At 62.5% G+C, this 19,757-nt stretch carries 20 protein-coding genes and 1 tRNA gene; 10 read left to right on the top strand and 11 right to left on the bottom strand.

The features are described from left to right. Positions 1-51 precede the first annotated feature (51 nt). The 7 genes from V5B44_RS08260 to V5B44_RS08230 are packed head-to-tail and all read left to right on the top strand — an operon-like array spanning position 52 to position 7,323. Positions 52-2,868 (top strand): monovalent cation/H+ antiporter subunit A, encoded by a 2,817-nt coding sequence (locus V5B44_RS08260; RefSeq protein ID WP_434735426.1) that lies wholly within the window; start codon positions 52-54, stop codon positions 2,866-2,868. Continuing rightward, the gene (locus V5B44_RS08255) at positions 2,868-3,194 is read left to right on the top strand and encodes a Na+/H+ antiporter subunit C (RefSeq protein WP_332358610.1); all 327 of its coding nucleotides are present in this window, start codon (positions 2,868-2,870) and stop codon (positions 3,192-3,194) included. The genes V5B44_RS08260 and V5B44_RS08255 overlap by 1 nt, the downstream gene beginning before the upstream one ends. Next, positions 3,191-4,708, top strand: a complete 1,518-nt coding sequence (locus tag V5B44_RS08250) for a monovalent cation/H+ antiporter subunit D (protein WP_332358609.1) — start codon at positions 3,191-3,193, stop codon at positions 4,706-4,708. Before V5B44_RS08255 ends, V5B44_RS08250 begins: the two co-directional genes overlap by 4 nt. Beyond that, positions 4,708-5,196 carry a Na+/H+ antiporter subunit E gene (locus V5B44_RS08245; protein ID WP_332358608.1) on the top strand — a complete coding sequence of 163 codons (489 nt, stop codon included), beginning with the start codon at positions 4,708-4,710 and terminating at the stop codon, positions 5,194-5,196. Before V5B44_RS08250 ends, V5B44_RS08245 begins: the two co-directional genes overlap by 1 nt. Next, positions 5,190-5,459 carry a K+/H+ antiporter subunit F gene (locus V5B44_RS08240; protein WP_332358607.1) on the top strand — a complete coding sequence of 90 codons (270 nt, stop codon included), beginning with the start codon at positions 5,190-5,192 and terminating at the stop codon, positions 5,457-5,459. Before V5B44_RS08245 ends, V5B44_RS08240 begins: the two co-directional genes overlap by 7 nt. Further along, positions 5,456-5,830: a Na+/H+ antiporter subunit G gene (locus tag V5B44_RS08235; RefSeq protein ID WP_332358606.1), complete on the top strand. Its 375-nt coding sequence runs from the start codon at positions 5,456-5,458 to the stop codon at positions 5,828-5,830. The genes V5B44_RS08240 and V5B44_RS08235 overlap by 4 nt, the downstream gene beginning before the upstream one ends. A gap of 44 nt (positions 5,831-5,874) precedes the next feature. Continuing rightward, positions 5,875-7,323 carry a DUF294 nucleotidyltransferase-like domain-containing protein gene (locus V5B44_RS08230; protein WP_332358605.1) on the top strand — a complete coding sequence of 483 codons (1,449 nt, stop codon included), beginning with the start codon at positions 5,875-5,877 and terminating at the stop codon, positions 7,321-7,323. An 81-nt stretch (positions 7,324-7,404) separates the two neighbouring features. Here V5B44_RS08230 and V5B44_RS08225 read toward each other — a convergent pair whose 3' ends face one another. Then, complete coding sequence (locus V5B44_RS08225; protein ID WP_332358604.1) at positions 7,405-7,680, bottom strand: ArsR family transcriptional regulator; 276 nt, start codon at positions 7,678-7,680, stop codon at positions 7,405-7,407. 127 nt (positions 7,681-7,807) lie between these two features. Continuing rightward, positions 7,808-8,137, bottom strand: a complete 330-nt coding sequence (locus tag V5B44_RS08220; protein ID WP_332358603.1) for a phasin family protein — start codon at positions 8,135-8,137, stop codon at positions 7,808-7,810. A gap of 314 nt (positions 8,138-8,451) precedes the next feature. Between V5B44_RS08220 and V5B44_RS08215 the strand changes: the two genes are divergently transcribed. The 3 genes from V5B44_RS08215 (at position 8,452) to V5B44_RS08205 (ending at position 12,507) form a co-directional block, all read left to right on the top strand. Continuing rightward, entirely contained in the window at positions 8,452-8,838 is a 387-nt protein-coding gene (locus tag V5B44_RS08215) for a group II truncated hemoglobin (protein WP_332358602.1), read from the top strand. A 98-nt stretch (positions 8,839-8,936) separates the two neighbouring features. Continuing rightward, a complete protein-coding gene (typA, locus tag V5B44_RS08210; RefSeq protein WP_332358601.1) occupies positions 8,937-10,778 on the top strand; it encodes a translational GTPase TypA in 1,842 nt (613 codons plus the stop codon). Between the two features lie 118 nt (positions 10,779-10,896). Next, the gene (locus V5B44_RS08205) at positions 10,897-12,507 is read left to right on the top strand and encodes a 4-hydroxyphenylacetate 3-hydroxylase family protein (RefSeq protein ID WP_332358600.1); all 1,611 of its coding nucleotides are present in this window, start codon (positions 10,897-10,899) and stop codon (positions 12,505-12,507) included. Between the two features lie 7 nt (positions 12,508-12,514). Here V5B44_RS08205 and V5B44_RS08200 read toward each other — a convergent pair whose 3' ends face one another. The 9 genes from V5B44_RS08200 to serS all read right to left on the bottom strand — a co-directional run bounded on the left by V5B44_RS08200 (position 12,515) and on the right by serS (position 19,757). Next, complete coding sequence (locus V5B44_RS08200; RefSeq protein ID WP_332358599.1) at positions 12,515-12,877, bottom strand: DUF779 domain-containing protein; 363 nt, start codon at positions 12,875-12,877, stop codon at positions 12,515-12,517. 68 nt (positions 12,878-12,945) lie between these two features. Beyond that, positions 12,946-14,466 (bottom strand): aldehyde dehydrogenase, encoded by a 1,521-nt coding sequence (gene adh / locus V5B44_RS08195; RefSeq protein ID WP_332359092.1) that lies wholly within the window; start codon positions 14,464-14,466, stop codon positions 12,946-12,948. 253 nt (positions 14,467-14,719) lie between these two features. Next, positions 14,720-14,899, bottom strand: coding sequence for a hypothetical protein (locus tag V5B44_RS08190; protein ID WP_332358598.1), 180 nt, complete (start codon positions 14,897-14,899; stop codon positions 14,720-14,722). Positions 14,900-14,956: 57 nt separating this feature from the next. Continuing rightward, positions 14,957-15,088 (bottom strand): SEC-C metal-binding domain-containing protein, encoded by a 132-nt coding sequence (locus V5B44_RS26610; protein WP_434735425.1) that lies wholly within the window; start codon positions 15,086-15,088, stop codon positions 14,957-14,959. 100 nt (positions 15,089-15,188) lie between these two features. Beyond that, positions 15,189-15,917 carry a peptidase gene (locus V5B44_RS08185; RefSeq protein ID WP_332344712.1) on the bottom strand — a complete coding sequence of 243 codons (729 nt, stop codon included), beginning with the start codon at positions 15,915-15,917 and terminating at the stop codon, positions 15,189-15,191. Between the two features lie 176 nt (positions 15,918-16,093). Beyond that, positions 16,094-16,297 (bottom strand): CsbD family protein, encoded by a 204-nt coding sequence (locus tag V5B44_RS08180; protein ID WP_332358597.1) that lies wholly within the window; start codon positions 16,295-16,297, stop codon positions 16,094-16,096. Between the two features lie 415 nt (positions 16,298-16,712). Beyond that, positions 16,713-17,399: a hypothetical protein gene (locus tag V5B44_RS08175; RefSeq protein ID WP_332358596.1), complete on the bottom strand. Its 687-nt coding sequence runs from the start codon at positions 17,397-17,399 to the stop codon at positions 16,713-16,715. Between the two features lie 864 nt (positions 17,400-18,263). After that, positions 18,264-18,353: transfer RNA gene (locus V5B44_RS08170), tRNA-Ser, on the bottom strand. A gap of 120 nt (positions 18,354-18,473) precedes the next feature. Continuing rightward, positions 18,474-19,757 (bottom strand): serine--tRNA ligase, encoded by a 1,284-nt coding sequence (serS, locus tag V5B44_RS08165; RefSeq protein ID WP_332358595.1) that lies wholly within the window; start codon positions 19,755-19,757, stop codon positions 18,474-18,476.

Here is a 19,757-nt window from a genome sequence, read left to right as displayed (position 1 = left end):
ACCAGGACGGCTATAATCTCCTGCTCGACGACCCGGACTGATTCTTCCTCAATGGGGCCTTCCCTCAACCCGAGCCTGCTGCTGGCAGCGATCCCCGCCACCGCCTTCGGCGCCTGCCTGCTGCCCCTGCTGCTGCAGCGTTTCGGGCGCACGGCGGCAGCCGTCGGCGCTGCGACCGTGATGGCCGCCTGCCTGGCACTGCTGCTGCCACTCGCACCGGCGGCCTTGACCGGTCACACCGAGCTCGCACGCCTCTCCTGGCTACCGGCTTACGGTCTTGACCTCAGCCTGCGCCTCGACGGCCTCGGGCTGCTTTTCTGCCTGCTGATCTGCGGCATCGGCCTGCTGGTGGTGCTCTATGCCGCCTGGTACTTGCCGGACAGCGATCGTCTCGGGCGTTTCTATTCGATTCTGCTGCTGTTCATGGCGGCAATGCTGGGCATCGTGCTGTCCGAAAACCTGCTCCTGCTGCTGATCTTCTGGGAAATCACCAGCCTCTCGTCGTTCCTCCTCGTCGCTTACCGCAGCGACAAGTACGAATCGCGCATCGGCGCCCGCATGGCCCTGGCGGTCACCGGCGGCGGCGGCCTGGCACTGCTCGCGGGTATCCTGCTGCTCGGCCATATCGCCGGCAGTTACGAGTTGTCGGTGATCCTGGCTGCCGGCGAGCGTATCCACGCGCACGCGCTCTACGCGCCGGCGCTGATCCTGATCCTGCTCGGCGCCTTCACCAAGTCGGCGCAGTTTCCTTTTCACTTCTGGCTGCCAAGCGCGATGGCGGCACCGACGCCAGTGTCTGCCTACCTCCATTCAGCGACGATGGTCAAGGCCGGCGTCTTCCTGCTCGCCCGTCTGTATCCGGCACTCGGTGGCAGCGATCTGTGGTTCTGGCTGGTCAGTGGCACCGGCGCGGCAACCCTCGTCTACGCCGCCGCGATCGCGCTGTTCCGCAACGACATCAAGGGCCTGCTGGCCTACTCGACAATCAGCCACCTGGGCCTGATCACGCTGCTGTTTGGTCTCGACACACCGCTGTCGGTGGTCGCCGGTATCTTTCACATCATCAACCACGCCATCTTCAAGGCCTCGCTGTTCATGGCCGCTGGCGTCATCGACCACGAATGCGGCACGCGTGACATGCGGCGGGTCAATGGCATGTTCCGGCGAATGCCGATCACCGCCACGCTGGCGATCATCGCGGCCGGGTCGATGGCTGGCGTACCACTGCTCAACGGCTTCCTGAGCAAGGAGATGTTCTTTGCCGAGACGGTCAGTTACCCGCAGTTCGAAACGCTCACCTGGGTGCTGCCGTTGTTTGCCACGATCGCCGGCATGCTCGCCGTCGCCTACTCGTCGCGCTTTGTGCACGACGTCTTCTTCAATGGTGAACCGGTCGACCTGCCACGCCAGCCGCACGAGCCGCCACGCTGGATGCGCGCACCGATCGAGCTGCTGGTACTGCTTTGCCTGCTGGTTGGCCTGTTTCCCGGCTGGACAGTCGGGCAGCTGCTCGCTGCCGCAGCTGGCGCCGCCCTGCAGGCGCCGCTGCCGGAATTTACGCTTGCTCTGTGGCATGGCTTCAACCAGCCACTGCTGATGAGCGTGCTGGCCCTGGCCGGCGGCGTCATCCTCTACGCATTGCGCGCTCCCCTCTTCGCTTGGCAGGCGGAGTTGCCGCCGATGCACCCGCGCACCGCCTTCGAGCGCTTCTACCGTCGGCTCAACACTGGCGCGCGCTGGACGCTGGCGGCGATCGACAACGGCTCACTGCAGCGCTACAACGCGCTGCTCTTCAGCTTCATCGTCCTGCTCGGCGGCTGGGCATTCTTCTCGGGGCCCGCCGCCACCATCCGAGTAGCCGGCCAGCCGATTGACGAAGCCTCGGTCGGCGCCCTGCTCACCCTGCTGCTCGGGACGGTGGGCGCCACGCTGCTCTACCGGCAGCGGCTGCTCGCGGTCATCCTGGTCAGCGTCGTCGGGCTGGTCGTCGCGCTGACCTTCATCCGCCTGTCGGCACCCGATCTGGCGCTGACCCAGTTCGCCGTGGAAACCGGGACAATCATCCTGATGCTGCTGGTGCTCTACTATCTGCCGGCCGGCAGCGCTCCCAGGAGCAGCGCCCCGCGGCTGATCCGCGACCTGCTGCTGGCGTTGCTTGCCGGTGGCGGCCTCGGGCTGATCACCCTGAAAATGCTTGCCGCGCCGTTCGAGACCATCTCGGGATTCTATCTGCAAGAGGCGATTCCCGGCGGCGGCGGCGCCAACGTCGTCAATGTCATCCTGGTCGATTTTCGCGGTTTCGATACGCTCGGAGAAATCACCGTGCTGGCGATGGTTGCCCTGGCCGCGCATGCCCTGCTCGACCGTCTGATCCTGCACGCCCCGCCGGCGGATACCGATGGCCGCCGCTGGGCAACAGATGCCCACCCGCTCTTTCTCTCGATGCTAATGCGCCCGCTGCTGCCCTTTTCGCTGACCGTCTCGGTGTACATCCTGCTGCGCGGCCACAACCTGCCAGGCGGTGGTTTTGTCGCCGGCCTGATCACCAGCGTCGCACTGGTGATGCAATACCTGGCGAACGGCATCGCCTCCGTGCAGCCACGCATGCCGGGTCGGCCGACCCGGTTCCTGGCGCTGGGCTTGCTGCTGGTGGCCGGAGTCGGCGTCGCAAGCTGGCCCTTTGGGCGCCCTTTCCTGACCAGTGCACACGGGCACATCCGGCTGCCACTGCTCGGCGAGATCGAACTGGCTTCGGCAATGATCTTCGATCTCGGCGTATACATCGTCGTGGTGACCGTCGTTCTGACCGTGCTCTCGGGCCTGGGCCGACTCTCGCTGCGCCTGCACCGACAACCGGAGACGAGCTGATGGAAGCACTGCTGGCGATCGCCGTCGGAGTCTTGACCGCCTGTGGCGTTTTCCTCATCCTGCGCGCGCGCACTTTCCCGGTCCTGCTTGGCCTGACGCTGCTCTCCTATGCCGTCAATCTCTTTCTGTTCGCCAGCGGCCGCCTGCGGCTCGACGCCCCACCGCTGATTCGCGCCGGCGCCACCTACACCGACCCCTTGCCGCAGGCGCTGGTGCTGACGGCCATAGTCATCGGCTTCGGCATGACCGCCTACCTGGCGATGCTGGCCCTGCGCGGCCTGGCGGAATCGGGAGCGGATCACGTCGACGCCCGGGAAGAGCCGTGAACGCGCACGCGCCGATCCTGCCGCTGCTGATCCCGTTTGCCGCCGCCCTGCTGCAGATGGCTTGCAGCCGCCTGGCCTGCCAGCGCCTGATTGGCCTGTCGGCCGCGACGCTGCTGGTCCTGATCACGGCTTGGCTGACCGTGCTCGCCGACGACGGCCAGTTGCGCGTCTACGCCCTCGGCAACTGGCCAGCACCTTTCGGCATCGTCCTGGTGGTCGATCGGCTGGCAGCCGCCATGACCCTGCTGACAGCAATCCTCGGCTTCACCTCGCTGCTCTACGCGAGTACCGGCTTCGACGAACGCGGACTGCACTTCCATCCACTGTTCCAGTTGCAGCTGTTTGGCCTAACCGGCGCATTCCTGACCGGCGACCTGTTTAACCTCTTCGTCTTCTTTGAAGTCATGCTGCTCGCCTCGTACACGCTGCTCGCCCACGGCGGCGGCCTGGCCCGAACGCGCGCCGGGATCAGCTATGTCGTGCTCAACCTCGTCGGATCGGCGCTCTTCCTGATCGCGCTGGGGCTGCTCTACGGCACGCTGGGCACACTCAACCTCGCCGACCTGGCACATCGACTGACGCTGCCAGGGCACGACCAGGCACTGGCCAGACTGGCCTGTGCCCTGCTGATTGCCGTCTTCGCCCTCAAGGCCGGATTGCTGCCCCTGTCGTTCTGGTTGCCGCACACCTACACTGCGGCCGGAGCGCCGGTGGCGGCGCTGTTTGCGATCATGACCAAGGTCGGCATTGTCTCGATCCTGCGCCTGCAGACCATCGCCCTGGCACCAGCGATGCCCGATCTGCTCGGCCACTGGCTGACAACACTGGCACTGGCCACCGTCGTTTTCGCTGCCCTCGGGGTAGTCGCCGCGGTGCGACTGCGAGCACTCGCTGCCTGGCTGACCCTGCTATCGGCCGGCACCTTGCTGGTCACCCCGGCGCAGGCAAATGCACAGGTCGATGCAGCCGCGATCTACTACCTGGTGCAATCGACGCTCGCCGGCGCTGCCTTTTTTCTGCTCGCCGGGGTCATCGCCGGGCAGCGCGGCCCGGCCGCCGATCAGCTGATGGCCGGGCCACCGCCGCAAGCGACGTGGCTGAAAGTTGCCTTCCTCGTCCTCGCCACCACCCTGGCGGGACTGCCGCCTTTTTCCGGTTTCGTCGGCAAGCTGGTGCTGCTGACGACGCTGCGCGAAGTCAGCGCCGGCCCGGCGATCTGGGCGGTGCTGCTGGCCGCCGGTTTCGTGGTCATGATCGCGCTCGCACGTGACGGCTGCTACCTGGTCTGGAAGCACCGCGCAACAACCAGGGAGGAGCCAGCCGAGGAGATTGCCTGGCAAATTGCCACCGCCACCTTGCTGCTGGTCGCCGCCGGCCCCTTACTGGCAGTCGTCGCGCGCCCGCTGTCCGACTACGCTGAACGCGCCGCCCACCAGCTGCATGCGCCGGGAACCTACGTCAACGCTGTGCTCGGGCCCGGACGGACAAACGATAGGCGCGAGGCGACACCCTGATGCGCTGGCTCCTGCCCCGCCCGCTGTTGTCGGCCACCGTTTTTCTGCTCTGGGCGGTGATCACCAATGCCGCATCACTTGCCCTGCTGCTGCTCGGTGGCCTGCTGGCCATCGCCGTGCCGCGGCTGACGCTGCCCTTCTGGCCGGACCCGCCGCGTCTCGTCCGGCCATGGCGGGCAGTCCGTCTGTTCGCCGTTTTTGCAGCCGACATCGTCACCGCCAACTGGCGCGTCGCCCGGCAGGTCGTCGGTCCGCTATACCGACTGTCACCAACCCTGGTCGAGGTACCGCTCGACCTACGGGATCCCTTTCTCGCCACATTGCTCGGCAGCATCGTCTCGCTGACACCGGGCACGGTAGCCATCGATGTCGACCGGCAGCGCTGGGTTCTGCTCGTGCATGCCCTCGACGCGCCCGACCCGCAGGCGCTGGTGCGCGAGATCAAGGATCGTTATGAGTTGCCCCTCAAGGAGATGTTCGCATGCTGAATGCCGCCATCGAAATCGCTTTCATGTTGATCGGCACGGCGTTGGCACTCAACCTGTATCGACTGCTGCGTGGGCCGGACACCACCGATCGCATTCTGGCGCTCGACACCCTGGGAATCAACGCCATCGCCCTGATCGTTCTGTTCGGCATGCGCACCGCCAGCAGCGCCTACTTCGAGGTCGCGCTGCTGCTCGCACTCATGGGCTTCATCGGCACCGTCGCGCTGTGCAAGTTCCTCCTGCGTGGAGACATCATCGAGTGAGCACGGCGACCGAATCAGCCATCGCAGTCCTGATCCTGCTCGGCGCACTGTTCATCCTGCTTGGATCGATCGGACTCGCCCGCCTGCCCGACTTCCTGACCCGCCTGCACGGTCCGACCAAGGCCACCACCCTCGGGGTCGGTGCAATGCTGCTTGCTTCCGCGATCTTCTTCTCGAGCGGGACAAACGAAGGAATCAGCCTGCACGAACTGGCGATCCTCTTTTTCCTCTTCATTACCGCACCGGTGACGGCGCATCTGCTCGCCAAGGCGGCGCTGCACCGGCAGACAGGCACCCAGCAGTCCGACAGTGGCACACCCGTCAGAGGCAGAGACGGGGAAAAGCTCCCACATCCGGACAAGACATCGTAGGCAGCAGATCACAACAACCATCGAACCACAAGGAGTAGCCAATCATGGCTGAAGAAGGCCTGTTCTTTCGCCCGGTGAAGGATTTCTGCCAACGTACGGTGGTCACCTGCGGCGCTGACGACGCTCTGGTCGACGTGGTCAGGATCATGCGCGAGAAGAACATTTCGAGCGTCGTGGTCTGCGAAAACAAGCTGCCGCACGGCATCATGACCGACCGCGACCTACGCAACAAGGTCGTCGCTGCCGGCACCGATCCGTCGACCCTCGTCGTCCGGGCAATCATGAACAGCCCGCTGTCGGTGATCGGCGAGAACGATCTGCTTTACGAAGCCCTTTACCGCATGTCGCGCGAGAGGATTCATCGCCTGGCGGTGATCGATGGCAAGGGAAAGCTTTCCGGAATCATCACCGACAGCGACATCATTCGCCTGCAGTCGCACACGCCGCATCAGCTGGTGCTCGACATCGAGAAGGCGGTGGACTTCGATGAACTGAGGGAGGTGTACTCGCGCATCCAGAGCCTGGTTCTGCATCTCAGCGACGGAGGCGCCGGCACGCGCAGCATTCGCGACATGGTGCGCATGATTGCCCATCTCAATGACCAGATCCTCCTCCGTCTGATCGCGCTGCTGCGCCAGGAGCGCTTTGCCGACCTGCCGCCGCGCTTTGCCCTGGTCGTCCTGGGCAGCGAGGGGCGTGGTGAACAGACGCTGCTCACCGACCAGGACAATGCCATTGTCTATGGCGACGAACTCGGGCCCGACGAACTCCGCAAGATCGAAGAGTTTTCGCAGGCGCTGGTCGATTCGCTGATCGCCATCGGCATACCGCCCTGCCCGGGCGGAATCATGGCCAACAACAAGGAGTGGCGGCGCAGCCTGAGCAAATGGCAGGATCAGCTGGACCGCTGGCTAAAGGTGCCGACGCCGAAGCATGTCCTCAGCTGTGGCACCTTCGTCGACATTCGCACCATCTACGGCGACCCCTCGTTCGAGCAGGAACTCAAGACGCAACTTTACACCCACGTACAGCGAGACGAACTGTTCCTGATGCGCATGGTCGAGAACACGCTACGTTTCGCGCCCCCAATCGGCTGGTTCGGCCGCATCAAGGGCGAGAGTGCTGGTGAGCATTCCGGCATGCTGGAGATCAAGAAGGCGGGGATTTTTGCCATCTCCGAGGGCGTCAAGGCACTGGCCATTCAGGCCGGCAAGCTCGAAGGCAGCACCCACCAGCGACTCGAAGCACTGGTCAGGGACAAGGTGGTGAACAGGAAGATGGCCGCCAACATTGCTGAAAGCTTCGACTGGCTGGTTCTGATGCGCCTGCGTGGCCAGGTGGAAGCGGTCCGTGAAGGACGCAAGCCCGACAACTACATCGTGCTGGAGCGACTGAACATGATGGAACTTGGCCGGCTACAGATCGCCCTCAAGGGTGTCGAAAAGTTCCAGGAGTTCATCAAGAGCCATTTCAACCTGCATTTGCTCCGATAAGCGCAGTCCGACCGGCATCAATTCCGTCGCGGCAGCTCAGCGGGCAGCGCGGGCGACCAACTCGGCACTGCCGCCTGCCCTTTAGAACAACCCGGCTTCCGTATCCTCGTCCTTCTTCACGCCCGGCTTCCGCCCACGGGCCGGTGTCGGTGGATCACACGACAGGCGACAACTGATACCCTCGATCTTCCGGCCATCAATGAAGCGCGTGACCCGGCAACAGATCACGTCTCCCGATGCAGCCAGCCGAGCGACCTCCTGGCGCAACTCGGCAAGCGGAATGTTGAGCGCCTCGGCCATGTCGACATCGAGCTGCTCAGCATTGGCTCTCAGGAAAGCAACAATCGTTTCGGTCATCTGACTACCCTCAAAAATGCCTTTGCTAACGGGAAAGGTACTGCAGTGTGCGCCGCCGATGCAGTTCTGGCAATCACCCTATGCTCTGCTGCCGTCTGCCGACCACTGGTCATCTGCCCCATGGCTGTCAAGCCGAGCCGGTCACATGGGTATCCAGAACCTTGACCAAGGCAAGCGATGACTCGCTGCAGATCTCCCACGCACGCCGCGAGTAGGCAAGCGACTGATCCACCGCAGCCAGGACCATCGGCGTCTGTACTGCTGCAAGGCCGTGCAGGTCCCTGACCTCCGACAATGCGGCGAGGTTCCTGGCGCCGCGCCCGGCGAAGGCACGAGCCGTCTGAACGCTCAGGCCTGCCAGGCGACTCACACCGTCCAGCGACGTGCTGAGGATCGTCCTGACGGCTTCCAGACCCAGCGTACTGGCAAGGGTCAACTTTTCCGGAAAATTGAACATGGACTCCTCCATGAGATCGTGAAATCGACAGCCCGCCCAAGCCTGCACGCCATCCGAGGTCAATTGCTGCAGCGCAGCGAAGATCCAATTCTATCTGTCGACTGGCGTTTGTCAAGGCTTTTTGCTGCGCCGCAACATATCGCCGCCGACAGGAGGATTCTCCCCGACATGAACGGCACAGTGGGCAGCAGACGACCGCGACGCTGCCGCAGCAGCTTCCCCTCCTGCGGCTAAGTCAGAACCGCCCGCCCACGGCAGGACGAGCGCGCAACAGTTAGAATTCAGCCTCCTCTGACCAGCACAAGAGCCTCATCATGCAGAAGCAGACTCCCTACATCCTCATCGGCGGCGAGCGCATGCTGGCCACGCTATGTGACCGTTTCTACGAACTCATGGATACCGTTCCCCATTTCGCCACGATTCGTGCCTTGCACCCGGCCGACTTGCAGTCGTCTCGCGACAAACTGTTCATGTTTCTTTCCGGCTGGCTCGGCGGCCCGGACCTCTACGTGCAGAACGTCGGGCATCCAATGCTGCGCCGCCGACACATGCCCTTTGCCATCGGTGAAGACGAGCGCGACCAGTGGGTCGCCTGCATGTTCCTGGCGATGGAAGCGGTCGGTATCGAAGCGGCATTGCGCGAACAGCTGCTCAATGCATTCTTCAACACGGCCGATTTCATGCGCAACCAGCGAGCCTAGGCCGCAAAGCCGCGTCCGGCAACGGCCTTTTTGCGGCGCAACAGGCGGCACCCTGCCTGTGCTAGAATAGCCGCCCTTCTTCAAAGGCTTGACCCGATATGTCCCGCGCCGTCCGCAACATCGCCATCATCGCTCACGTCGACCATGGCAAAACCACCCTGGTGGACAAGTTGCTGGTCCAGGCGGGCAGCTTTTCTGCTCACCAGCACATCACCGAGCGGATGATGGATTCGAACGAGCTTGAGAAGGAGCGCGGCATCACCATCCTGGCGAAGAATCTGGCCGTCGACTATGCCGGCATCCATATCAACATCGTCGATACGCCGGGGCACGCCGACTTCGGTGGCGAAGTCGAACGTGTGCTGTCGATGGTGGACGGGGTCCTGCTGCTGGTCGACGCCGTTGAGGGACCGATGCCGCAGACCCGCTTCGTGACCAAGAAGGCCCTCGCGCTCGGACTGCAGCCGATCGTCGTGGTCAACAAGATCGACCGCGACGGCGCACGACCGGACTGGGTCGTTGACCATACTTTCGACCTCTTCGACAAGCTCGGCGCAAACGACGACCAGCTCGATTTCCCGGTGATTTACGCCTCGGCCATCAACGGCTACGCGACCCTGGATCTGGCGCAGCCATCGCCCGACATGCGGCCGATGTTCGAGACGATCCTCAAGCACGTTCCGCCACCGCACGCCATTGAAATCGATGGACCGCTGCAACTCCAGATCTCGGCGCTCGATTACTCGAGCTATGTCGGGCGCATCGGCATCGGCCGCCTCCAGCGCGGGCGCCTGAAGCCGGCGCAGCAGGTGCTCGTGATGTACGGACAGGCAGACGCTGAAGGCAGGTTCGAGCATGGCCCGCCGAAGACGGCCAAAGTGGGACAGGTGTTCGGCTTCCGCGGTCTTGAACGGGTACCCCTGGACGAAGCCGTCGCCGGCGATATCGTACTGGTGACGGGAATCGACGACCTGTCGATCGGCTGCACGCTCGCGGATACCGAAAAGCCCGAAGCGCTGCCGATGCTGCGAATCGACGAACCAACGCTGAACATGACCTTCATGGTCAACAACTCGCCATACGCCGGCACCGAAGGCAAGTTCGTCACCAGTCGACAGATTGGCGAGCGCCTGCGCAAGGAACTGCTGACCAACATGGCGCTGCGCGTCGAGGAAACCACCGACACCGACAGTTTCCTCGTCTCCGGACGTGGCGAACTGCATCTGACGATCCTGCTCGAAACCATGCGTCGTGAAGGCTACGAGCTGGCGGTCGGGCGCCCGCGGGTGATCGTCAAGGAGATTGAAGGCGAGCCGTGCGAGCCCTACGAAATGCTGACGCTCGACGTCGAGGAATCGCACCAGGGCGCCGTCATGGAAGCCCTCGGCTATCGGCGCGGCGAACTGCAGGACATGTCTGCCGATGGGCGCGGCCGCGTCCGTCTCGAGTACCGGATCCCGGCACGCGGCCTGATCGGCTTCCAGGGCGAGTTCCTCAACATGACCCGCGGCACCGGGCTGATGAGCCACGTTTTCGACGAGTACGCACCACTCAAGGCCGACATCCCAGGCCGCCGCAACGGCGTCCTGATTTCGGCCGAAAAGGGTGAAGCCGTGGCTTATGCGCTGTGGAAACTGCAGGATCGTGGCCGGATGTTCACCATACCCGGCGACAAGCTCTACGAGGGCATGGTGATCGGCATCCACAGCCGCGAGAACGACCTCGTCGTCAATCCGATCAAGGGCAAGCAACTGACCAACGTGCGTGCCTCCGGAACCGACGAGGCGGTCCGCCTCGTACCCCCGGTGGCGCTGACGCTGGAGTCGGCGGTCGAGTTCATCGACGACGACGAACTGGTCGAAATCACGCCCAAGAGCATCCGGATCCGCAAGCGCCTGCTCACCGACAACGAGCGCCGAAGGGCAGCGCGCGAGGGGTAGTTTGGGGGCTCGCGCTGACGAAAAAGGCATCTTGTCTCCCGACGACGACGCCGCCGGAGCGCGGCAAAGCATTGCCGCGGCGAGATCCTCCTCGATCGAAAGCCAGGCAGGAGCCCGAATGAACAGCACAGAAACCGGCACCACACCCCGCGGCAACCTATTGAGTGGCGCCGAGTACCGCGAATCCCTGCGCCGCTACACGCCGAAGGTCTATGTCGATGGCCAGTTGATCGAGTCGGTTGCCGACGCGCCAACGCTGCAGCCGGGAATCAACGCGCTGGCAGTCACCTACGATTTTGCCCTCGATGCGGCGAAAGCGCCGCTGATGACGGCAGTGCAAACGGCGGGCGGCCGGACGGTCAATCGCATGCTGCACATCAACGAAGCTGCCGGCGATCTGTTGAACAAGCTGGAAGCAGTGCGCGTCCTGTGCCAGGAGACCGGTTGCGCACAGCGCTATCTGGCGCATGATGCGCTGAACGCGATCCATCAGGTCAGCGCCAGGATCGACGACGCCCGCGGCAGTAACGAACATCGGGCACGCTTCGCGGCCTACCTCGCCGACGTGCAGGAGAGGGATCTGTCGCTCGGCATCGCGATGACTGACGCCAAGGGCGACCGCTCGCTGCGTCCCCATCAACAAGCCAATCCCGACACCTATGTACACGTCGTCGATCGCCGGGCGACGGGAATCGTCATCTCGGGAACCAAGGCCATCGTTACCGGTGCGCCGTACATGCACGAGTTTCTGGTCATGCCCGGCCGCCACATGGGGCACGCGGATGCCGACTTTGCCGTCTGCTGCGCGGTGCCGGTCGACGCCCCCGGGCTGACGATCGTCGCGCGCCCGGCAGGCCGACCGGGTGAGAAGCTGGAACATGGCGCCGCGCTGTTTTCAAGGCGTTACGGTCAATCGACCGCGGTGCTCGTTTTCGAGCGGGTGTTCGTCCCCTGGGAACGGGTATTTTTCGCTGGCGAGTGGGAGCATTCCGGATCACTGACCTACCACTACGCGACCCACCATCGCCACAGTTGCATCGCCGCCCGCGCCGGCTTCGGCGACCTGCTGATCGGTGCCGGTGCCCTGATGTGTGAGGCCAACGGCTTTGACCCGGGCCGCAAAGCCAGCCTGCGGGAGCCAATGGTCGAACTGATCAAGATTACCGAAGGCTTCTTCGCCTGCGGCGTCGCCGCCAGCGTCTATGGCACCGCGGATCAATACAGCGGCAGCTTCATGCCCGAACCGGTATTTGCCAACATCGGCAAACTCCTGCTCGCCACCCAGATCTACGACATGCATCGCCTGGCGCACGAAGTATCGGGCGGACTGATCGTCGCCCTGCCCGGACCCGATGAGGACCACAATCCGGCAACCGCGGCGACGCTTGCCGAGGTGCTGCGCGCCAACCCGGATGTGCCCTACGACAAGCGGATCGAGGTCGCCCGCTTCATCGAAGACCTGACTGCCTCGTATCAGGGCGGCTGGTACTCGGTGATCAGCCTGCACGGCGGCGGCTCGCCCGCGGCGATGAAGCAGGAGATCTGGCGCAACTACCCGCTGGGCAGCAAGGTGGAACTGGTCGAAAGGCTGCTCGACCGCGGCGTGCTGCACAACGAATCACGTCCAATAAGCCGCAACCGGCAACCCGGCCGCTGCTGTGATGCGGGCTGTTCGCCACCGGGGCAGGCGATCATGGTGCCACTGCCGGACACCAGCAAGGGGTCCTGAGCAAAGACTAAGCGTTCCGGCCCAACTCTGCCACCTCCGCATCGCTGAAGACCCGCGAGCGCGTGTGAAAGGCCTTGCCCTCTGGACCTTCGAGCGAGAAGGTACCGCCATGACCGTCGATCACGTCGATGATCAACTGGGTGTGCTTCCAGTATTCGTATTGTGACTTGCCGATGTAGAAAGGGCAGCCGCCAATCTCGCCGAGGAATACGTCGCCAGCGCCGATCGTGATTTCTCCCGGCAGATAGCAGTTCGCGGCGCTGTTGTCGCAGCAACCGCCGGACTGGTGGAACATCAGCGGACCGTGCTTCTGCTTGAGGAACTCGATGAGAGTGAGCGCCGCTTCAGTGGCGATGACTTTTTCAACCATGGTCGGCCTCCGGGTGCCCGGGTGGCTGCCCACCCGGGCCGGTAAATCGCTTCAAGGCGAGGCGGGAATCAGAAGAAGCCGAGCTTCTGCTCGCTGTAACTCACCAGCAGGTTCTTGGTCTGCTGGTAGTGGTCGAGCATGACCTTGTGTGTCTCGCGGCCGATGCCGGATTCCTTGTAGCCACCGAAGGTCGCGTGCGCGGGGTAGGCATGGTAGCAGTTGGTCCACACGCGGCCGGCCTTGATTGCGCGGCCCATGCGGTAAGCGACGTTACCGTCGCGGCTCCAGACGCCCGCACCGAGACCGTACAGCGTGTCGTTGGCAATCTCCAGCGCCTCCGCCTCGTCCTTGAAGGTGGTCACGGCGAGCACCGGCCCGAAGATCTCTTCCTGGAAGATTCGCATCTTGTTGTGGCCCTTGAACAGCGTCGGCTGGACGTAGTAGCCCCCCGCCAGATCACCGCCAAGGTGGGCCCGCTCACCGCCGATCAGCACCTGGGCGCCCTCCTGTCGGCCAAGATCCAGGTAGGACATGATCTTGGTCATCTGTTCCTGCGACGCCTGCGCGCCCATCATCGTATCGGTGTCAAGCGGGTCGCCCTGCTTGATCGCCGCGACGCGCTGCAGTACGCGCTCCATGAAGTGATCGTAGATCGACTCGTGAATCAGCGCGCGCGAGGGGCAGGTGCATACTTCGCCCTGGTTGAAGGCGAACAGCACGAGGCCTTCGATGGCCTTGTCGAAAAAACTGTCGTCGGCCTTGGCGATGTCTGCGAAGAAGATGTTCGGCGACTTGCCGCCGAGTTCCAGGGTGGCCGGAATCAGGTTGTTGGCGGCGGCTTGCGCGATCAGTCGGCCCGTGGTCGTCGAGCCGGTGAAGGCAATCTTGGCGATGCGGCGGCTGGTGGCGAGCGGCATGCCGGCCTCGCGACCGTAACCGTTGACGATATTCAGCACACCGGGCGGCAGCAGGTCGGCAATCAGCCCGGCCATGATCAGGATACTGATCGGCGTCGATTCGGCCGGCTTGAGCACCACGCAGTTGCCGGCCCCGATGGCCGGAGCGAGCTTCCAGGCGGCCATCAGGATCGGGAAGTTCCACGGGATGATCTGGCCGACGACGCCAAGTGGTTCGTGGAAGTGATAGGCGACCGTGTGCTCGTCGATCTCGCTGATACCGCCCTCCTGCGCGCGCAGGCAGCCGGCGAAATAGCGGAAATGGTCAATGGTCAGCGGGATGTCGGCATTCAGTGTTTCCCGTATCGGCTTGCCGTTATCCACCGTCTCGGCGTAGGCGAGCATTTCGAGGTTGGCTTCCAGGCGATCGGCGATCCTGAGCAGTACGTTGGCCCGATCGGCGGGGGCAGTGCGGCCCCACTTGTCGGCGGCGGCATGCGCAGCGTCGAGTGCCAGATCGATGTCTTCGGCAGTGGAGCGGGCAACCTGGGTATAGGGCCTGCCGTTGATCGGTGTGATGACGTCAAAGTATTGACCCTTGACCGGGGCAAGCCAGCTGCCACCGATGAAGTTGTCGTAGCGGGCTTGGTAGGCGATCTTGGCACCTGCGGTGCCGGGGGCGGCGTAAAGCATCATGTCTCCTCATTTTTGTGATTGATGAAGGCCTTTCCCTTGCGGGCAAACCTTGCCTCCTAACGAGCGTTGCCAGAACAGCTTATCGAAGGCAACCTATTGACGCAAGGCAACGCTGTCCAGCGTGTCCTGGCGACTGGGCGGCTGGGCCGCCGCGCAACATATCAGTCTGGCTTTGACATCGCTCCACGTGGGATCGGCGCTTTTCCGGCTTGTCCTCGTTACCGCCCGACGACGGACTGTGCGGGTGCGGTCAGGGCACCGCCGTCACACGAACCTCGCTTCCTTCGAACCGCACAGACGCCGGAACCACGGCGCGCTGGTCATGCGGGAACAGCGCATCCTTGCTGGCAATCAATCTCTCGACATCGGCCGGTAGCTCACGCGGCTCCACCTCATCTACCGCCCGGATGCGCGCAGCCAGCTCCTGCATTGCCTGAAAACTCCTGCCGGCGTCCCACAGGCTCCACGCGCGTCTTCACCTCACACCTCAATGCAAAGCGGCCGGAGCGTAGCCCGCTCCGCAGCACTTCCTGAATTTCTTGCCACTGCCACAAGGACACTGATCAACCGCAGGAAAGGAGTGAACCAGGTCGCTTCCGCAACACCAAGCAGGCTCCATGCCTCATCGCTGCGGACCTGGCCGTCGAGGACGGGGTGACGTGGTTAGCACGTAGAAGTCGCGCAGGCGTTCGGGGCTGCTGACTGGCGGCCGCAGAAGCTCACCAGACCAGTTCTGGAAGCTCTCGAAACACCCTGCGTGTACCCTCGCTCCAGCTCTGGTGCAAGGACGTGAAGTAGGTGTCGCCTTCGGCAAAACGGCGTCGCATACGGATTTCGAGGCTGTCACGCTCGTAGCAGATGAGGTCGATCGGCATACCAACCGAAAGGTTGCTGCGCATCGTCGAGTCGAACGACACGAGAATACACTTCACGGCGTCCGCAAGTCTTGTCGAACCCATGATGACGCGGTCGATGAGCGGCTTGCCGTATTTGGTTTCACCGGTCTGAATGTAGGGTGTGTCGACGCCGGCCTCGATGAAGTTGCCTTCAGCATAGATGCGGAACAGGCGTTGCCCTTCGCCGCGGATCTGTCCGCCGAGGATGAACGATGCGTTGAAGCTGATGTCGCTCGCTTCGAGGAACGGACCATCGCGCCGTTCGATGTCGCGCATGGCGTCGGAAACCACATTGGCCATGTCGAACATGGTGCGCACGTTCCACAGCGACGCCTTGTTGTCCGGGTCTTCGCCGCGTTGGGTCAACACGCTGATGACTGCCTGGGTACCGGCGAGATTGCCCGAGCTCAGGAGGACAATCACCCGCTCGCCCTTGCGCTCGAAAACCGTCATCTTGCAGAACTTGGCGAAATTGTCGATACCGGCGTTGGTTCGCGAATCCGACGCGAAGATCATGCCCTCGTCCAGCCGTACGCCGACACAATAAGTCATCCTACCGTCCCTGAGCCACAACGTCAGACCGACGCTGCGATGCCTTTGCCATGGTCAATGAGTTCGCCTGGCAGCCTGGCGTTGACACTTTGCCCGCGCGCATGGCCACAGGAAACGAAGAAGCCACCATTGGTGGCTTCTTCCTGATACCACTGGCCAAGGTGCGCCCATCGGGGTTACGGCTTCAACGCGTCCTTGACGGCGTCTCTGGCGTCTTTGACCTTCTCTTTCAGGTCGCCGACATGTTCCTGCACCTTGCCTTCAGCCTGATTTTTCAGGCCCTTTGTCTGCTGCTCCGTGCTGCCTACCAGCTTGCCGACCTCTTCCTGGATTTTTCCGCCGAAGTCTTTTGCTGCGCCCTTCACTTGATCCTTGTTCATCTTAATCCCCTAACTGAGTGGTTGGTACTTCTGATATGCGAGCCAGTGTCTGCCCGTCCTGCTCATCACGCTTATCACGCAATCCATTCGTCGTGTCCATATAGAAAGGCTAAACCCAAGCGACGATGGGTTCTGTGCGCTGGCCAACATACGCACCCTTCTCTGCAGCAAAGGTAGTCCATCTTGGTGGCTGTCTCCGGCAGGTTAGGTTGAGCCCGGTGGCGGCGGACAGCTTGGGCGGTTGGGGGATGAGCTGTTCTGCGGCGATCTTGGAACACATGCTGCTAGCGCGGTCGGCGTACAGGGTCAGCGCTCCTGGCAGGATCCTCTGTTTGGCGATGGCCCCACCGTGCACCGTGCAGGCGAGCGCCACGTCCACATCAGCCGTGTCCGTATTGCCACAAACTGGACAAAATCAGTCGAACTTGCCGGCGCGAACGACATCCGGACGAATATCGGGATTCGTCGCGTTGCCACAATTTGGCGCGCGAACGCGGACCTCCTTTGTCTGGCCAGCAGCAAGGGCGACATCGGTACTGCCCCATAGCGTATTCTGAGCGCAGTTCACCGAGCGCGCAGCTCCCGACCATTGCCTAGCGCCCGAATTTCGGACCTCATAGATGGCATCAACCGTCTTCCCTGGGCCGCTGTTCGCCGGGTCCCATCCCACTCGATAACGATACTCAACGCCCGCGGCGCGACCCCACCCGGACCATTCGGTCATGCGATAGCCACCAGCAGGTGGAGGGGGGATCACCGGAGCGGTCTGAACCGTGCGGTCACGGAGAGCAAGATTGCACCAGTGATTGGGATCTTCAAAACCAGTAACGCCGTACAGCTTGCGGTGCCCTGCGCCGCAGACCAGCGGTCTAACGCGGCTGAAATCAATGTCGCGCATGGATTGGCCCCACAAGCAATTAGCTCCGTCGTAGGAGGCACAGGCGGGATTTCCATCGTTCGTAATGGTGAATACAATCCGCCCCCCGTTTGGTGGTGGAAATGTATCCTCCTGCCAGCGTTCGGCTGCCAACGCCGCAGTGCTTATGTAATAGGGCGAGGACGTGATCAACAGGGCAAGACCTATCAGCTTGATGGGTTTCATGGGCCGACTCCTCTCTCAATTTTCAGCCCTGGGCTCCTTTGAGACGAACTCGGGAGAAAGCAAAAGGGCTTCAGCCATCATTGGAGCTTAACGCTGTAATCATATGACCCACATCAAGCGTCAGCGTTCAGCCCGGCCAGCTACCTCATCGCTCGGTCGCAATGTCTGGGTGTTGCCTCACAGGCGTGAACACCGGAGACGCGGAAGCCGCGCCATCCGGTCTGTATTCAAGAATTAGGTTTGATATTCTTGAAACAAGGCATCGGGTTTCTGTCGACAGAACACCCCACCCCCGGGAGCGGAAAGACATTGGCCTGATGTCCCTTCAGACCATACAGGCGCTCAAGGCCGTTAAGCAGATGAACCCGATGAAGTATGCTGACGACTCGGCCTGCACGATGACCTGGGAAGAACGAAATGACAATGGAACCTGCACAGCAAACTACTGATGAGGAACGTGATGAACGCAATCGCAGACTTCTGGAGGACAGCCCGAGGCGTAGGGAAGAAATTGCGTTGAATCAACGCCTCTATGAAAAAAAGAGGGATGACTTCACACACATCCTTGAGATTGACGATCGGTGAGGAAAAGACCAAGGCTGGAAGCATCCCCCACAGCGGACCAGACATCTCGGTGTCCGCTATTGCTCCCGCGGTAAAGGCAAAGCTTCACTTGGATCAGGCGCTGGCCCGCTTCAAGGCATGCTTGCTTGGCGGCCTCGCGATTGGCGGCGGCGCCTTGCTCGGCATGGGCGGCTTGAGTATCGCCCGGCAGGCACCATGCCGACGGTGGTGTATCTCAGATCCCATCTCACCATCGAGATAAAAAAAAGCCCATTTGCTCATGGGCTTAGATCTCATGCCTGGCGGAGAGGGAGGGATTCGAACCCTCGGTAGGCTCACACCTACGCCTGATTTCGAGTCAGGTACATTCGGCCACTCTGCCACCTCTCCGTCGGCCGCGAATATTAGCACAAGATCACCAGCGGATGAGTTGGCAGCGACAGTTTTCCCTGCCATTCGAGCGGTCCCCGCTCTACCGGTAGCGCCTTCTGCCCCACCCGCGCTGTTGCCTCAGCCGGCGCTGATCTTCTCGAGTCCGCCGAGATACGGACGCAGTACTTGCGGAATGCTGATGCTGCCGTCGGCATTCTGGAAGTTCTCCATCACCGCCACCAAGGTGCGTCCGACGGCAAGGCCCGAGCCGTTGAGGGTGTGCACCAGTTCAGTCTTGTTGCGCTCGTTGCGGCAGCGCGCCTGCATGCGTCTGGCCTGAAATGCCTCGAAGTTGGAGCATGAGGAGATCTCGCGGTAGGCCTTCTGTGCCGGCAGCCAGACCTCGAGATCGTAGGTCTTCGCCGACGAAAAGCCCATGTCACCCGTACATAGCGTGACCCGCCGATAAGGTAGATCGAGCATTTCGAGGATTCGCTCGGCGTGCCTGGTGAGTTCCTCGTGCGCAGCCAGCGAGTCGCCAGCGGCAACAATCTGCACCAGTTCGACCTTGTCGAACTGGTGCTGGCGGATCATGCCGCGGGTATCGCGACCATACGATCCGGCTTCCGAGCGAAAACACGGTGTGTGGCAGACGAGCTTGAGTGGCAGTTCCTCAGCCGAAAGGATCTCATTGCGCACAATATTGGTGACGGGTACTTCGGCAGTGGGAATCAGGTACAGGGACTCGGCGTCCGCACGCAGGATCTTGAACAGGTCTTCCTCGAACTTCGGCAGCTGCCCGGTCCCCAGCAGGCTGGCAGCGTTGACCAGGTAGGGCGCGTAGACCTCGGTGTAGCCGTGTTGTGTGGTATGGGTATCGAGCATGAACTGGGCAAGCACGCGATGCAAACGTGCGAGCGGCCCTTTCATCAGAGAGAAGCGGGTGCCGGCGATTTTTGCGGCGGTGGCGAGATCAAGTTGGCCAAGGGCTTCACCGAGGTCGACATGATCCCTGACAGCAAAGTCAAAGCTGCGCGGCGTCCCCCAGCGCTTGAGTTCGACATTTTCGGCCTCCGAACTGCCAACTGGCACGCTGTCCTGCGGCAAATTGGGGAGCATGGCGAGAAAGGCGTCGAGTTCCCTGAGCAACTCGCCGAGACGCACTTCGTTCGCTTCGAGGTCGTCCTTCAGAGCCGCAACCTGGGCCACGACTGCCGCAGCATCTTCACCACGGCCTTTGAGCACACCGACCTGCTTCGAGAGGCTGTTGCGACTCGCCTGCAACTCCTGTGTACGCGTCTGCAGGCTCTTGCGTTCATTTTCGAGCGTCTGGAAAGCCGATCTGTCGAGCGTAAAACCACGCGTCGCCAGCCTCTCGGCAAGCGTCTCGATGTTGTTGCGCAGCAGTTGGATGTCTAGCAT

Source organism: Candidatus Accumulibacter necessarius (assembly GCF_036625085.1).
Note: the sequence above shows the minus strand (reverse complement) of the source record. Positions and strands in the feature narration are given on the sequence as shown.